At 39.6% G+C, this 16,449-nt stretch carries 13 protein-coding genes; 12 read left to right on the forward strand and 1 reads right to left on the reverse strand.

The window, feature by feature from the left end; genetic code table 11:
- The first annotated feature begins 67 nt into the window (after positions 1-67).
- The 9 genes from AC1D0Y_RS17695 to AC1D0Y_RS17735 all read left to right on the forward strand — a co-directional run bounded on the left by AC1D0Y_RS17695 (position 68) and on the right by AC1D0Y_RS17735 (position 13,326).
- Positions 68-2,179, forward strand: a complete 2,112-nt coding sequence (locus AC1D0Y_RS17695) for a (Fe-S)-binding protein (protein WP_060745879.1) — start codon at positions 68-70, stop codon at positions 2,177-2,179.
- 102 nt (positions 2,180-2,281) lie between these two features.
- Positions 2,282-3,445 carry an acetyl-CoA C-acetyltransferase gene (locus tag AC1D0Y_RS17700; RefSeq protein ID WP_098249412.1) on the forward strand — a complete coding sequence of 388 codons (1,164 nt, stop codon included), beginning with the start codon at positions 2,282-2,284 and terminating at the stop codon, positions 3,443-3,445.
- A gap of 15 nt (positions 3,446-3,460) precedes the next feature.
- Positions 3,461-4,315: a 3-hydroxybutyryl-CoA dehydrogenase gene (locus AC1D0Y_RS17705; protein ID WP_028409711.1), complete on the forward strand. Its 855-nt coding sequence runs from the start codon at positions 3,461-3,463 to the stop codon at positions 4,313-4,315.
- 12 nt (positions 4,316-4,327) lie between these two features.
- Positions 4,328-5,455, forward strand: a complete 1,128-nt coding sequence (locus AC1D0Y_RS17710) for an acyl-CoA dehydrogenase (protein WP_028409710.1) — start codon at positions 4,328-4,330, stop codon at positions 5,453-5,455.
- 11 nt (positions 5,456-5,466) lie between these two features.
- Entirely contained in the window at positions 5,467-6,600 is a 1,134-nt protein-coding gene (locus tag AC1D0Y_RS17715; RefSeq protein WP_028409709.1) for an acyl-CoA dehydrogenase, read from the forward strand.
- A gap of 27 nt (positions 6,601-6,627) precedes the next feature.
- Positions 6,628-7,272, forward strand: coding sequence for a TetR/AcrR family transcriptional regulator (locus AC1D0Y_RS17720; protein ID WP_014457745.1), 645 nt, complete (start codon positions 6,628-6,630; stop codon positions 7,270-7,272).
- On the forward strand, positions 7,269-10,511 hold the full coding sequence (gene icmF, locus AC1D0Y_RS17725; protein ID WP_028409708.1) for a fused isobutyryl-CoA mutase/GTPase IcmF: 3,243 nt from the start codon (positions 7,269-7,271) through the stop codon (positions 10,509-10,511). The genes AC1D0Y_RS17720 and icmF overlap by 4 nt, the downstream gene beginning before the upstream one ends.
- A 350-nt stretch (positions 10,512-10,861) precedes the next feature.
- The gene (gene rpoE / locus AC1D0Y_RS17730) at positions 10,862-11,398 is read left to right on the forward strand and encodes a DNA-directed RNA polymerase subunit delta (protein ID WP_477707825.1); all 537 of its coding nucleotides are present in this window, start codon (positions 10,862-10,864) and stop codon (positions 11,396-11,398) included.
- A 320-nt stretch (positions 11,399-11,718) separates the two neighbouring features.
- The gene (locus tag AC1D0Y_RS17735) at positions 11,719-13,326 is read left to right on the forward strand and encodes a CTP synthase (RefSeq protein ID WP_060745876.1); all 1,608 of its coding nucleotides are present in this window, start codon (positions 11,719-11,721) and stop codon (positions 13,324-13,326) included.
- A 39-nt stretch (positions 13,327-13,365) separates the two neighbouring features.
- Here the strand turns inward: AC1D0Y_RS17735 and AC1D0Y_RS17740 are convergent, their stop codons facing one another.
- Complete coding sequence (locus AC1D0Y_RS17740) at positions 13,366-13,896, reverse strand: DUF2529 family protein (protein WP_060745875.1); 531 nt, start codon at positions 13,894-13,896, stop codon at positions 13,366-13,368.
- A 237-nt stretch (positions 13,897-14,133) separates the two neighbouring features.
- On the opposite strand from AC1D0Y_RS17740, the gene AC1D0Y_RS17745 reads away from it, so the two are divergent.
- From AC1D0Y_RS17745 to fsa, 3 genes are all read left to right on the forward strand, one after another.
- A complete protein-coding gene (locus AC1D0Y_RS17745; RefSeq protein WP_087944205.1) occupies positions 14,134-14,508 on the forward strand; it encodes a response regulator in 375 nt (124 codons plus the stop codon).
- 224 nt (positions 14,509-14,732) lie between these two features.
- Entirely contained in the window at positions 14,733-15,590 is an 858-nt protein-coding gene (locus AC1D0Y_RS17750; protein ID WP_013059826.1) for a class II fructose-bisphosphate aldolase, read from the forward strand.
- Positions 15,591-15,727: 137 nt separating this feature from the next.
- Positions 15,728-16,372, forward strand: a complete 645-nt coding sequence (gene fsa, locus AC1D0Y_RS17755) for a fructose-6-phosphate aldolase (RefSeq protein WP_028409704.1) — start codon at positions 15,728-15,730, stop codon at positions 16,370-16,372.
- The last annotated feature ends 77 nt before the right edge of the window (positions 16,373-16,449 follow it).

The raw sequence follows: 16,449 nt of genomic DNA on the forward strand, positions 1-16,449 counted from the left end.
TATATTATCAGAAAATTTAGTCGTCAGGAGGAAAAAAAGGTAACAAATTATTCAAGGAGGGGACGAGATGACAGGGTTGCTGTGGGTGAATTTTCTCTTTTTTATTATTGTAACCGCTTACGCTGTTTCTTTGTTTGTATATTTGATTCGCACACGCATTCAGTATATTCAATTAGGGAAAAAAGTAGAATTTGATCAGCGGTTAAAAGAAAGACTGCAAAAAATTTGGGTGAACGTGTTTGGACAAAAGAAGCTGTTAAAAGATAAAAAAAGTGGAATTATGCACGTCATGTTTTTTTATGGGTTTATTTTAGTTCAGTTTGGTGCGTTAGACTTTATTATAAAAGGTTTGCTTCCAGGTAAACATTTGCCGCTTGGACCTTTATATCCCGGCTTTACATTTTTTCAAGAAATGGTGACGCTTTTGATTTTAGTAGCAGTGGTCTGGGCTTTTCACCGCCGCTACGTCGAAAAGCTTGTGCGTTTAAAAAGAGGGTTTAAATCTGGTTTAGTACTGATTTTTATTGGAGCACTTATGCTGTCAGTGCTTGTCGGAAACGGTATGTCAATCATCTGGCATAATCATGAACCGTCATGGACAGAACCGGTTGCGTCATCGATTGCGATCTTGTTTAAGGGAATCAATGATATTGCCGCTATCTCCATTTTTTATGTTTCATGGTGGATCCACTTAGCCGTGTTATTGACGTTTTTAGTATATGTTCCTCAATCAAAACATGCTCATTTACTGGCTGGACCGGCTAATGTATTTTTTAACCGTGTTTCTAAGCCAGGTAAGCTTGAAAAGATTGATTTTGAAGACGAGACCCAGGAGACGTTTGGGGTTGGAAAGATTGAAGAATTCACGCAGCATCAGCTTATTGATTTATATGCCTGTGTGGAATGCGGTCGATGTACGAATATGTGTCCGGCAACGGGTACAGGGAAAATTTTATCTCCAATGGATTTAATTTTAAAGATGCGCGATCACTTAACAGAAAAAGGAGCGGTTGTGACATCTAAGGCTCCTTGGGTTCCTACGTATGCATTCTCCAAAACAAAAGGAAATCAGCTGGCGATGATGGCGGCCAGCCAAGGCGGAGAAGAAGCCGCAGCAACAGCGGAATATAATCCCGCTTTAATTGGAGATGTCATTACGGAAGAAGAAATTTGGGCATGTACAACGTGCCGAAACTGTGAAGATCAATGTCCCGTAATGAACGAGCACGTAGATAAAATCATAGATTTACGACGTTTTTTAGTATTAACTGAAGGAAAGATGGACGCGGATGCTCAGCGTGCCATGACGAATATTGAGCGTCAAGGAAACCCTTGGGGATTAAACCGAAAAGAGCGTGAAGAATGGCGGCACGTAAGAGAAGATGTTCACATTCCTACTGTTAAAGAAGTAAGTAAAGCCGGTGAAACGTTTGAGTATTTGTTCTGGGTAGGTTCGATGGGATCTTATGATAACCGCAGTCAAAAAATCGCTCTATCGTTTGCAAAGCTTCTCAATGAAGCGGGTGTTTCATTTGCGATTTTAGGAAATAAAGAAAAAAATTCTGGTGACACGCCGCGCAGGCTGGGCAATGAATTTTTATTCCAAGAGTTAGCTTCTAAAAATATCGCTGAATTTGAAAAAAATGAAATCAAAAAAATTGTTACAATTGATCCACATGCTTACAATATTTTTAAAAATGAATATCCAGATTTCGGTTTTGAAGGAGAAGTGTATCATCACACAGAATTACTAGCTATGTTGGTGAAAGAAGGTAAGCTGTCACCAAAACATGCGGTTAATGAAAAAATTACCTTCCATGATTCCTGTTATTTAGGAAGATATAACGAAGTATACAGTCCGCCAAGAGAAATTTTGAAAGCGATTCCAGGTGTTCATTTGATTGAAATGGATCGCAACCGTGAAAATGGTATGTGCTGTGGAGCAGGAGGAGGGTTAATGTGGACGGAAGAAACGACCGGCCAGCGCATTAATGTAGCGCGCACGGAACAGGCCTTAGCTGTTAACCCAAGCATTATCAGTTCAGGTTGCCCATACTGCTTAACGATGCTAAGTGACGGAACAAAAGCAAAAGAAGTAGAAGAACAGGTTCATACGTATGACGTAGCAGAACTGCTTGAAAAGTCAATTTATGGCGACGTGCAAGAACAGGTTTCATAAAGGAGAAGTAGAGGTGGTCTTCATCTCTACTTTTTACAGAAAGGAAATTGAGCAAGCGTTCAATCGGCGAGGACAAAGAGGAAGAAAAAGGAGGAAATAACAGTGGGGAAAACAGTTATTGTGAGTGCAGTTCGAACACCTTTTGGAAAATTAGGTGGCAGCGTAAGTGGACTAAAAGCGGCAGAACTAGGCGGGAAAGCGATTCAAGCAGCATCAAAAGGACGTACAGAAATTGATTCCGTTATTATGGGGTGCGTGCTGCAAGGGGGCCAAGGGCAGCTGCCTTCTAGGCAAGCCATGCATTATGCAGGTTTACCGTGGCAAGTAGAGACGGAAACCATTAATAAAGTCTGTGCATCGGGTATGCGCAGCATTACAACTGCTGATCAGCTGATTCGATTAGGAGAAGCAAAAACAATCATTGCAGGTGGAATGGAATCGATGAGTAACGCACCGTATCTTCTTCCAAAAGCAAGGTGGGGGTTCCGTATGGGAGATAGCGTTGTGACGGATCTGATGGTTCATGACGGTTTGACATGCAGCTTTACAGGGGTCCAAATGGGTACGTATGGAAATGAAATAGCTTCTGAAATGGATATTTCCCGAGAAAAGCAGGATGAATGGGCCCTTCGCAGTCATCAATTAGCGGTAGAGTCAGAAGAGAAAGGGAGATGGACCGCAGAAAGAATTTCAGTTGATATTCCGTCTAAAAAAGGAACGATAACGGTTCAAAAAGATGAAGGACCAAGAAAAGACACGTCGTTAGAAAAACTTTCTTCTCTTCGGCCTGTATTTGGTCACAGCGGAACCATTACAGCAGGAAATGCACCTAGCGTGAATGACGGAGCAGCTGCGCTCATGCTAATGGATGAAGATGTGGCAAAAGCAAATGGCTATGAGCCGTTGGCTACGATTGTAAACCATACTTCTCTTGCGATGGAGCCAAGGGAATTTCCGAAAACGCCCGGGTTTGCTATTAATAAGCTATTGCAAAAAACAAATAAAACAGTAGACGATATTGCGCTGTTTGAAATCAATGAAGCTTTTTCAGCGGTAGCGTTGATGAGTATGGAAATTGCAGGGCTTCCGGCTGAAAAAGTAAATGTGAACGGCGGGGCTGTAGCACTTGGACATCCGATTGGAGCAAGCGGCGCCCGTATTGTTGTAACGCTCATTCATGAATTAAGACGACGAGGCGGCGGACTAGGCATTGCTTCTATTTGCAGCGGCGGCGGCCAAGGTGATGCCATTATGGTAGAAGTGTAAAAGGGGGATACCAACTTGAATATTGAAACAGTTATGGTTATTGGAGCAGGTCAGATGGGAGCAGGAATTGCGCAAGTATTTGCTGCGAGCGGATACCAAGTTTCTTTGTATGACGTTGATCAAAAAAATACACAAAAAGGAATAGAAGGTATTGATAAACGTCTGAAAAAGCAGGTGGGAAAAGGTTCTCTCTCAGCTAAGGAACATGAAGGGATTATGGAGCGCATTCAGCTGGCAAATGAAATAACGGCAGCACAAAAAGCAGATTTAATCGTCGAAGCGGTTGTGGAAAAGATGGAAGTCAAACAAGCCATTTTTGCGGAGTTGGATTCGTTAGCCCCGAGTCATACTATTTTAGCAACCAACACGTCTTCGCTTCCTATTACTGAAATTGCAGCTGTGACCACTCGACCTGAAAAAGTAATTGGCATGCACTTTATGAATCCTGTTCCGGTGATGAAACTCGTTGAAATTATTAGAGGGCTGGCTACTACCGATGAAGTGTATCAAGCAGTCTATGAAACAACGAAAAAATTAAATAAAACCCCGGTGGAAGTTCATGATTTTCCAGGGTTTGTTTCAAATCGAATTTTAATGCCAATGATTAACGAAGCTGTGTTTACGCTCTATGAAGGTGTAGCAAGCGAAGAGGATATTGATCAAGTGATGAAACTAGGAATGAACCATCCAATGGGACCTTTGACATTAGCAGATTTCATCGGCCTCGATACATGTTTGTTTATTATGGAAACGCTTCATAAAGGGTTTGGTGATGACAAATATCGTCCTTGTCCATTGCTTAGGAAATATGTAAAGGCAGGGTGGCTTGGTCGAAAAACAGGAAAAGGATTTTTTACGTACGAAACATAAAGGAGTGGCGAAATGATCTTTTTTACGTCTGAACAACACATGATTAAAAAGATGGTAGCTGATTTTAGTGAAAAAGAAGTCGCTGCGGCTGTGCCAAACATGGAAAAGGGTGAATTTCCTCGAGGTTTATTAAAACAGATGGCTGATCTTGGCCTGATGGGCATTCCCGTTCCTCAAGCATACGGAGGGGGCGGACTGGACTTTGTATCGTACATGATTGCCATCCACGAAATATCAAAAGTAAGTCCAGCCCTAGGCGTCATTTTGTCTGTTCATACTTCTGTAGGTACGAATCCTATTGTCGTATTTGGGACGGAAGATCAAAAACAAAAGTATGTAAAAAAACTGGCGACAGGTGAATATCTAGGTGCTTTTTGTTTAACAGAACCTAGTGCAGGGTCTGATGCTGCAAGCTTAAAAACAAAGGCAGAACGAAAAGGAGACCACTATCTTTTAAATGGTTCAAAGCTTTTCATTACAAACGGCGGCGAAGCAGATACGTATATTGTATTTGCTAAAACGAATCCCGAACGCGGGTCGAGAGGGATGAGCGCTTTTATCGTTGAAAAGACGATGGAGGGATTTTCAGTAGGAAAAGATGAACATAAGATGGGCCTTCATGGTTCTCGAACGGTTCAACTTCACTTTGAAAATATACAGGTGCCTGTAGAAAATCGTCTCGGAGAAGAAGGTGAAGGCTTTCGAATTGCGATGGCTAATTTAAATGCCGGAAGAATTGGTATTGCTGCTCAAGCGGTAGGAATTGCTGAAGGTGCGTTAACGGCAGCTAAAAACTATGCAAATGAACGATATCAATTCGGAAAACCGATTTTATCTCAGCAGGGTATTGCCTTTAAGCTGGCTGATATGGAAACGGCTGTTGAATCAGCGAAGCTTTTAATGTATAGAGCCGCTTTTTTATATGATCAAAAACTTCCTTGTAAAAAAGAAGCCTCAATGGCGAAATTATTTGCTTCCCAAACGGCCATGAATGTAGCAATCGATGCGATTCAAGTTTTGGGAGGCTATGGTTATATGAAAGATTATCCAGTAGAGAGGTATTTTCGTGACGCCAAAGTATGCGAAATCTACGAAGGTACAAGCGAAATTCAGCGCATCGTCATTAGCAGTCAATTATAGGGGGAATAATCATGTTTTTTAAACTTTCAGAAGAACACGAAATGATTCGAAAAATGGTGCGGGACTTTGCCAAAAACGAAGTGGCTCCGACAGCTGCACAACGAGATGAAGAAGAGCGTTTTGACAGAGGAATCTTTACGCAAATGGCTGATCTAGGATTAACAGGTATTCCATGGCCGGAGCAATACGGAGGAATTGGCAGTGACTATCTAGCTTATTGCATTGCTGTTGAAGAACTGTCTAGAGTATGTGCATCAACAGGCGTTACTTTGTCGGCTCATACTTCTCTTGCCGGCTGGCCAATCTATACATTCGGAACAGAAGAACAAAAACAAAAATACCTGAAACCTATGGCAACGGGTGAGAAAATAGGTGCTTATGGGTTAACCGAACCGAGTGCTGGATCAGATGCAGGAGGAATGAGAACGCTCGCTGTAAAAGACGGAGAAAATTATATTTTAAATGGTTCTAAAATCTTTATTACAAACGGCGGCGAAGCGGATATTTACGTCGTATTTGCTCGCATCGACCCCAATGAAAAACGCACGAGCGCTTTTATTATTGAAAAAGATATGCCGGGATTTTCAGTTGGTAAAAAAGAAAAGAAACTGGGCATTCGCTCTTCACCTACCACAGAAATTATTTTCGAGGACTGCCGTGTTCCAAAAGAAAATTTGCTGGGAAATGAAGGAGAAGGATTTAAAGTTGCGATGATGACACTAGATGGCGGCCGAAATGGCATTGCAGCGCAGGCTGTAGGAATTGCTCAAGGGGCGTTAGATGCGGCCGTAGCTTATGCCAAGGAACGTCAGCAATTTGGTAAGCCAATTATTTCTCAGCAAGGAATTGCGTTTAAGTTAGCCGACATGGCCACGAGTATAGAAGCTGCAAGACTGTTAACCTATCAAGCTGCTTGGTTAGAGTCCCAAGGGCTGCCATATGGCAAAGAATCAGCCATGTCAAAATTATATGCCGGGGATACAGCAATGAAAGTAACGACAGAAGCTGTTCAAGTATTTGGAGGATACGGTTATACAAAAGATTATCCAGTAGAACGTTTTATGAGAGATGCAAAAATCACGCAAATTTATGAAGGCACACAAGAGATTCAGCGTCTCGTCATTTCTAGGTATCTTGCTAAATAAAACACTTGTTGTAGGAGAGGTGAAAAAATGAAAAAGAGAGAAGTTCTCACATCCATTAAAGATGAAAAGCTGATTGTAGAGCGTCGTAATCAAATGATTAAAGGGGCCGTCACGCTATTTAAGGAAAAAGGTTTTCACCGAACAACAACAAGGGAAATTGCCAAAGCCGCTGGGTTCAGTATCGGTACACTTTACGAATATATTCAATCTAAAGAAGATGTTTTATATCTTGTATGTGACAATATTTACGATGAAGTGAGAGAGCGATTAGAAGAGATGGTGGTGGATCGTTATACAATCGCTGAGCTTCAACAAGCGATTCAGCACTATTTTAAAGTTGTGGATGAGCTTCAAGATGAAGTATTAGTCATGTACCAAGAAGCGAAATCACTGTCTAAAGATGCGCTTCCATATGTATTAAAAAAAGAGCTGGATATGGTTGAGATGTTTAAGGTTATTATCGAAGGCTGCGTAGAAAACAATCAATTTGCACTTACGGATAAAGAAATTTCGCTGTTTGCTCATCATTTATTTGTTCAAGGTCAGATGTGGGCATTTCGCAGATGGTGGCTGCAAAAGCATTATTCATTAGAAGAATATACAAATATGCAGTTAGATTTTTTACTTAAAAATTTTTCATTTCAACAACTGTGTGAGGGGGAGACAGTTTGAATACAAGCAAAAGACCGCTTCGTTTTTTAACCGCTTCTAGCCTGTTTGACGGCCACGACGCGTCCATTAATATTATGAGACGAATTCTTCAAGCCAAGGGGGTAGAAGTCATTCACCTGGGGCATAACCGATCTGTCGAAGAAATTGTTAACGCTTCCATACAAGAGGATGTTCAGGGGATTGCCATTTCTTCTTATCAAGGCGGCCATGTAGAATATTTTAAGTATATGTACGATTTACTCCAAGAACAACAGGCTTCTCATATTAAAATTTATGGCGGAGGAGGAGGGGTCATTATTCCGAGTGAGATTCAAGAGCTTCATGATTACGGCATTTCTAAAATCTTTTCTCCGGAAGATGGACGAAAAATGGGGTTAGAAGGCATGATTCAATTTATGATCGATGATTGTTATTACACAAATCCCCCTGCACTGCCGAAGGATCGAACCTTAACGCCGGCTAATGACCGTTTAATTGCCCAGCTTATTACATGCGCTGAAAATGAAGCCTATGAATACACAAAAGAGCACGCAGCTGCTCTTGAAGAAATCCGAGAAAGTGTAATCGAAAGCGAGACGGATCAAAAAATACCGGTTATTGGAATCACAGGAACAGGAGGAGCGGGGAAAAGTTCGCTTACGGATGAATTAGTAAGAAGGTTTATTGAACATATTCCAGATATTCATGTAGCTGTTTTATCCGTCGATCCAACTAAACAAAAAACCGGAGGAGCGCTTCTTGGGGATCGAATTCGCATGAACATCGCAGCGTCTCCTCGTGTGTATATGAGAAGTTTGGCCACGCGTTCATCTGGACATGAGCTATCGGCGGCCATTCGAGATGGAATTGCTGTCGTGAAAAAAGCGGGTTTCGACATTATCATTGTCGAAACAAGCGGCATCGGGCAAGCTGATGCTCAAGTCAAAGATATTGCAAACGTCTCTCTGTATGTAATGACAAGCGAATTTGGCGCGCCGTCGCAGTTAGAAAAGATTGAAATGATTGATTACGCAGACTTTATTGTAATCAATAAATTTGAAAAAAAAGGTTCTGAAGACGCAAAAAAACAAGTGCAGCGTCAATATCAGCGTAATCATCAGCTGTTTGAAAATAATCTCTCTACGATGCCAATTTACGGCACAATTGCGAGCCAGTTCAACGACGGGGGAACAAATATTTTATTTGAAGATCTTGTAAATCATCTGCATCAAACATGCCGTACGTCTTGGCACGTAGAAAAATCATCAGAGCGCGTAAGTGAAAAGAAATATACCATCATTCCTAATGATCAACAGCAATATTTACAGGAGATTGTAAACAGCGTTCGCTCTTATCACCGCAATACGGATGTTCAAGTACAAATAGCGCGTAAATTTTATCAGCTAGAGGGTGCTCTGGAAGAAGTGGAAACAGAAACGGCCAAGCAAGAGCTCACTCAGCTAAAGGAGAAATATCAAAAACAGCTAACGGCTGAATCGATTGAAAAGCTGGAAAACTGGCCTAAATTAAAAAGTCAGTACGGGAAAGAAGAACTTATTACAAAGATAAGAAATAAAGAAATTAAAACCTCTCTGCAAGTTGATACCCTATCAGGACTGCGTATTCCGCGCGTGGCTCTTCCAAAAGTTAAAGAATATGGGGAAGTTCTTCGTTTTCTTTATAAAGAAAATGTGCCAGGTGCGTTTCCTTATACAGCAGGTGTTTTTCCTTTCAAACGAAAAGGTGAAGATCCTAAGCGTCAATTTGCAGGCGAAGGAACACCAGAACGAACAAATCGTCGCTTTCACTATTTGTCAAAAGATGATGAGGCTAAGCGTTTAAGTACAGCATTTGATTCTGTAACGCTTTATGGAGAAAATCCAGATCCAAGGCCAGATATCTTCGGGAAAATTGGCGAAAGCGGCGTAAATGTCTGTACCCTTGATGATATGAAACTCCTGTATAAAGGATTTGATCTTTGCCATCCGTCGACTTCCGTTTCGATGACCATCAATGGGCCGGCTCCAATATTACTAGCTATGTTTATGAATACAGCTATCAGTCAGCAGGTGGAAAAGAAGGAAGAGGAGCTGAAGCGTCCTTTAACGGAAGAGGAATACGAGGAAGTAAAATCGGGTACGTTGAAACAAGTGAGAGGAACTGTTCAAGCGGATATTTTAAAAGAAGACCAAGGGCAAAATACGTGTATTTTTTCCACAGAATTTGCATTAAAAATGATGGGAGATATTCAACAGTACTTTATTGACGAGAAAGTGCGCAACTATTATTCTGTTTCTATTTCAGGCTATCATATAGCTGAAGCAGGGGCTAACCCGATTTCTCAGCTAGCTTTTACATTGGCCAACGGTTTTACGTACGTGGAATATTACTTGAGTCGAGGCATGCACATTGATGATTTTGCTCCTAATTTATCGTTTTTCTTTAGTAATGGACTTGACCCTGAATACACGGTTATTGGACGTGTAGCGAGAAGAATCTGGGCAATTGTGATGCGTGATAAATACGGCGCGAATGAACGCAGTCAAAAGCTTAAGTATCATATTCAAACATCCGGCCGATCGCTTCATGCACAGGAAATTAATTTTAATGATATACGTACGACGTTGCAAGCCTTAATGGCTCTTCATGACAATTGCAACTCTCTTCATACCAATGCGTATGATGAAGCAATTACAACGCCGACAGAGGAATCTGTACGAAGAGCGATGGCCATTCAATTAATCATTACAAAAGAGCATGGATTAACTAAAAATGAAAATCCACTACAGGGCTCTTTTATTATTGATGAACTAACAGACTTGGTAGAAGAAGCGGTATTGGCTGAGTTCCAACGCTTAAATGATCGAGGCGGCGTTTTAGGTGCGATGGAAATGCAGTATCAGCGAGGTAAGATTCAAGATGAATCGATGGAATATGAGATGCAAAAACATACGGGAGATTTACCTATTATAGGAGTAAATACGTATATTAATCCAAATGAAGAGGAAAATTCCTCAGTTGATGACATGCAGTTAGCCCGCGCATCAAAAGAAGAAAAAAATCATCAAATTAATCAGCTTCAGAAGTTTCAACAGCAGCATGAAGAAAAAAGAGAAGATGCGCTGAAAAGGTTAAAGAAAGCTGCAACAGAAGGAGAGAACATTTTCAAAGAGTTAATGGAGACCGTTAAAGTAGCCAGCTTAGGAGAAATTACGCGAGCTTTATATGAATGCGGTGGGCAATATCGCCGAAATATGTAATAATGTATCGTTAGTATATAGTGATATATTAAAAGCCGAGATGACTGTTTGTGGGTCATCTCGGCTTTTATAGACTTAACCTTAGCGGAGTCAGAATAACGGATGGTGAATTCCTTTTGATTAAAGGATGTTGTTGGCGTATTAAGTAGAATGTATTATAGTGAAAAAATGTCTATTTTTTCGTTGTTTTATGCGAAATTCTCGAGAATTTTAGAAACGAGGCTAGCATAAATGTATTGAATTTGTTTATAATGAATGGTATGTATTTATTCGTTTCCATCATTTACACATATGATGAATTGATTTAATAGATTTTCGATATACATAGCCATAGAAAGGATGTGCCAGATTTGAGTTTAGCACAGTACTCAAAAACGGATTTAAAAGAAATGTCGATGATTGAGATTGCTTATGCGCTTCTAGAAGAAAAAACAGATCGTCAAGCAATGTCATTCCAAGAAATTATTGCTGAAATTAAAGCAGCAGCTGAAATGTCAGATCAAGAATTAAAAACGAGATTAGCTCAGTTTTATACAGATATTAATATTGATGGTCGCTTTTTAACAGTAGGGGACAACCACTGGGGTCTTCGTGGATGGTATCCTTTTGACCAAGCTGAAGAAGAAGTTATTCCGGTTGCAAAACCTAAAAAGAAAAAAGCGAAAAAAGCTGTTGTTGAAGAAGTTGAAGATTTTGATGATTTAGAAGAAGATTTGGATTATGAAGATGTTGATGATCTAGAGGAAGAAGAAGATTTTGAAGACATTGACGAGCTAGAAGAAGATGAAGATGATCTTGCAGAAGACGATTTTGACGATTTAGAAGATGATCTAGAAGAAGATGAAGAAGATGAAGAAGAAGATTATGAGGACGACAAAGAAAAATAATCCTTCTTGACTTTTTCAAGCGAAGTAGGTAGAATCTTTTTTGGGCTCTTTAAACAAGCATTTAAAAAGTTTTTATTTAAAATAGACTATTGCTCCCAATCCAGTTTTGGTATTGGGAGCAATTTTTTTATTTTATCTATCCATGTTTTACACCCCGATATGTTCTTATAAATCCTTGATAGAAACTTTCTTTTGGTTCTTGAACGTTTCACATTCATAAGGTTTCTTATAATTTCGCATGCACAATGAATGAATTGTGATTGTTTATGTGAAAACTTTTAATATTGTACAGTTCAAATTATTTAGAGGGGGAAGTATAGATGACAAAGTATATTTTCGTAACAGGCGGTGTTGTATCATCTCTAGGAAAAGGGATTACAGCAGCTTCTTTAGGCCGTTTATTAAAAAACCGTGGGTTGAACGTAACGATTCAAAAGTTTGATCCATACATTAACGTAGACCCGGGAACAATGAGTCCATACCAACACGGTGAGGTATTCGTAACGGATGATGGCGCGGAAACAGACTTAGACTTAGGTCACTATGAGCGTTTTATCGATATCAACTTAAATCGCTACAGCAACGTAACAACAGGTAAAGTATATTCAACAGTATTGAAAAAAGAGCGTCGCGGTGATTATTTAGGCGGAACAGTTCAGGTTATTCCGCACATCACAAATGAAATTAAAGAACGCGTTTTCCGTGCAGGTAAAGAAACAAATGCGGACGTTGTTATTACTGAAATCGGCGGAACGGTAGGAGATATTGAATCACTTCCTTTCCTAGAAGCTATTCGTCAAATTAAAAGTGATATTGGCCGTGACAATGTTATGTACATCCACTGTACACTTGTGCCATATTTAAAAGCTGCTGGTGAAATGAAAACAAAACCAACACAGCATAGTGTAAAAGAATTACGTAGCTTAGGTATTCAGCCAAATGTTATCGTTGTTCGTACAGAAATGCCAATTTCTGAAGATATGAAAGACAAGCTAGCTTTATTCTGCGACATTGATCCAAAAGCGGTTATTGAGTGTGCAGACGCTGAAACATTATATGAAATTCCACTATCTCTACAAGAGCAGCACCTAGATCAAATCACATGCGATCACTTGAAATTAGATTGCAAAGAAGCAGAAATGACTGAGTGGAAAGCACTGGTTGAGAAAGTAAAAGGACTTTCAAATACAACAAAAATTGCATTGGTTGGTAAGTATGTAGAGCTTCAAGATGCTTATATTTCTGTCGTAGAAGCAATGAAACATGCTGGATATGCATTCGATGCAGATGTAAACATCAAGTGGGTAAACTCGGAATTTGTAACAAAAGAAAATGTTCAAGATTTACTTGGTGATGTAGACGGTATTTTAGTTCCAGGTGGATTTGGTGATCGTGGAATTGAAGGTAAAATTGTAGCAACACAATATGCACGTGAGCAAAAAGTTCCATTCTTAGGTATTTGCTTAGGTATGCAGCTGGCATCAGTTGAGTTTGCGCGTAATGTATTAGGCTTAGAAGGCGCACATTCAGCAGAAATTGCACCTGAAACAAACTATCCAATTATCGACTTATTACCAGAACAAAAAGACGTAGAAGACCTAGGTGGTACACTGCGCTTAGGATTATACCCTTGTAAATTGTCTGAAGATACGCTTGCATATAAAGCATATCAAGATGAAGTGGTATATGAGCGTCATCGTCACCGTTATGAATTCAATAACGAATACCGTCAACAAATGGAAGAGAAAGGCTTTATCTTCTCTGGTACAAGCCCAGACGGCCGTTTAATTGAAATTGTAGAGCTAAAAGACCACCCATGGTTCTTGGCTTCACAATTCCACCCAGAGTTTACTTCTCGTCCAACTAGACCGCAACCATTGTTCAAAGAATTTATTCGCGCATCAATGGAATCAAGTCAAAACAAATAAGTGAAATAAAAAACACGCTGTCTTTAGACAGCGTGTTTTTTATTCATATTCTTCTACGATTTCTTTTAATGTGAAAGTTAAACCGTAGTACGCGTATAAAGCGACCATCATTGCTGGAAAACCAAATCTTGAGCCGTCTTCTCCAGGAATAAGCGGCTTTAACAATTTTGTATCAATATGCGCATCTGCGAGTGCTGTTAAAGAAGGCTCGGTTATCTCTTTAGGAGCAGCAGCAATGCTAACAAATGGAATATCGTGTTTCTTTAAACGTTCAGCTATTTCCACTGCTTTATTATCTGTTGAAAATCGAGAGACAAGCAGTACGCGATCAACGCTAGTCAGCTGATCTAATTCATGTAAAGGCAAAGCTTTTGCCTGACTTAAAGGTTCTGCACTGCTTAGTGCTTCAAGCGTAATGGCGTGCATTTCTTCTACGCCATAAATATAAATAAATCCTTCTCCGACAGAGGCTTGTGCTAAAATACGCGCGGCATCTTCAAATTGGAATTCTTCTTGTTCTTCAATTCGTTTAAAAAAACCTGAAAGTTGAGTTGTGAAAATTTTAAGCATAGAATCTCCCTTCGATTTAAGCGGCTAAAGCCGTCTATCTACACATTATAACGAAAAAAGCTATCTGTATTCTATCTTGAAATGAGCTACAATGAAAGTAAAGTGCAATGAAATTGGATGGATGACAAAAAAAGCTATGTTTTGTAACAATTTCTCTAATTAGCAGGGATTTTTGTTTTAAAGGCGAAATACATATGTTAGTTTTGTCTGTAGAAGAGGAATATAAAAGGTGGGATTATATTGGCAGAGAAAATTTTAATTGTTGATGATCAGTATGGTATACGTATTTTATTAACGGAAGTGCTGCAAAAAGAAGGCTATACAACATTTCAAGCGGCGAACGGCTTCCAGGCGATTGATATTACAAAAGAGCAAGCACCGGATCTTGTCTTATTAGATATGAAAATTCCAGGAATGGATGGAATTGAAATTTTAAAAAGGTTAAAGCAGCACGATGAAACGATTAAAGTCATCATTATGACCGCTTATGGTGAATTGGATATGATTCAAGAAGCAAAAGATTTAGGAGCATTAACACACTTTGCAAAACCGTTTGATATTGATGAAATCCGAAAAGTTGTTAGGGAATATATACCAGTAAAGTCGAATTAAGGTTTTGGTAGGGTTTTCATCCTAACAAATTTTGAATATCAGCCTAAAAATGTTGCTGTTTTCATTGTTAGTTGGTATCCTAATTACTGTATTCATAATTCGACAATCTATTATGTAAAGATGCGCGTTGTTTCTACATGAAACACTCAATTCAAGAGCATACTATTTGAGTGTGCCTTTTGGTTAGCATCTAATCTAAGGTTGATTTTAAGGAGGATTTCAATATGCCTTTAGTATCAATGAAAGAAATGCTTATTACAGCAAAAGAACAAGGCTATGCAGTAGGTCAATTTAACTTAAATAACTTAGAGTTTACTCAAGCTATTCTTCAAGCAGCAAAAGAAGAAAACTCTCCAGTTATTCTTGGTGTATCTGAAGGTGCAGCACGCTACATGGGCGGTTTCAAAACTGTTGTAGCAATGGTTGAAGCTCTAATCGAAGATTACGACGTTCAAGTACCAGTTGCAATTCACTTAGACCACGGTTCAAGCTTTGAATCATGTGCAAAAGCAATCCATGCTGGATTCACTTCTGTAATGATCGATGCTTCTCACCACCCATTTGAAGAAAACATTGCAATTACTTCTAAAGTAGTTGAACTAGCTCACTTCCACGGAGTATCTGTAGAAGCAGAACTAGGAACTGTTGGTGGACAAGAAGACGACGTTATTGCTGAGGGCGTTATCTATGCAGATGCTAACGAGTGTGAAGAACTTGTTAACCGTACAGGTATCGATTGCTTAGCTCCAGCATTAGGATCAGTTCACGGACCATACAAAGGTGAACCAAACCTAGGTTTTGCTGAAATGAAAGAAATCGGAGATCGTACAGGTTTACCATTAGTTTTACACGGTGGAACTGGTATTCCAACAAAAGATATCCAAAAATCAGTTTCTTTAGGTACTGCTAAAATCAACGTAAACACTGAAAACCAAATTGCTTCAGCTAAAGCTGTTCGTGAAGTATTAGCTGCGCAACCTGAACAATATGATCCACGTAAATACTTAGGACCTGCTCGCGAAGCAATCAAAGAAACGGTTCAAGGTAAAATGCGTGAATTCGGTTCTTCTAACAAAGCATAATTTGAAATCTTCGGATTGCCTGTTTGCAATTAGTTGAGTCTGAAAAATAAAACCGTCTTATTTTTATTGTAAGGCGGTTTTATTTTTACTATAATTTTCTTATCATTCTGAATACATAACACAAGGGGATGGCATTCATGAAGTTTTTTATTGATACGGCTAACTTAGACGAAATTAAGGAAGCGCATTCATTAGGTTTGTTAGCGGGGGTTACAACAAATCCTAGTTTAGTAGCTAAAGAGAACATCACGTTTGAAGATCGTCTTCGTGAAATTACAGAGTTTGTTGAAGGGTCTGTAAGTGCAGAAGTGATTGCGCTTGATGCAGAAGGCATGATTCGCGAAGGAAAAGAGCTTGCCGCGATTGCGCCGAATATTACAATCAAGGTACCGATGACTCCAGATGGCTTAAAAGCAGTAAAAGAATTTACTAGTTTAGGTATTAAGACAAACGTTACGCTTATTTTCTCAGCTAACCAAGCGTTAATGGCAGCAAGAGCAGGTGCTACTTACGTATCGCCTTTCTTAGGAAGATTAGACGATATTGGTTTTAATGGTCTCGATTTAATCTCAGATATCGCAGATATTTTTGTGATTCATGACATTCCATCAGAAATTATTGCAGCATCTATTCGTCATCCGATGCACGTAACAGAAGCTGCAAAAAATGGAGCACATATTGCGACAATTCCTTACAAAGTTTTAATGCAATTGTTCAAACATCCGTTAACAAACGCAGGAATTGACCAATTTTTGGCGGATTGGGAAAAACGAAATGTCTAAACATGTATAAATTTGTGTGGCGTTTACCATCCTGACAGGTGAATGCCATATTTTTCTTTTATCTTGTCGAAACTATA

The sequence above is a fragment of the Priestia sp. P1_B12_1 genome (genome assembly GCF_056406695.1).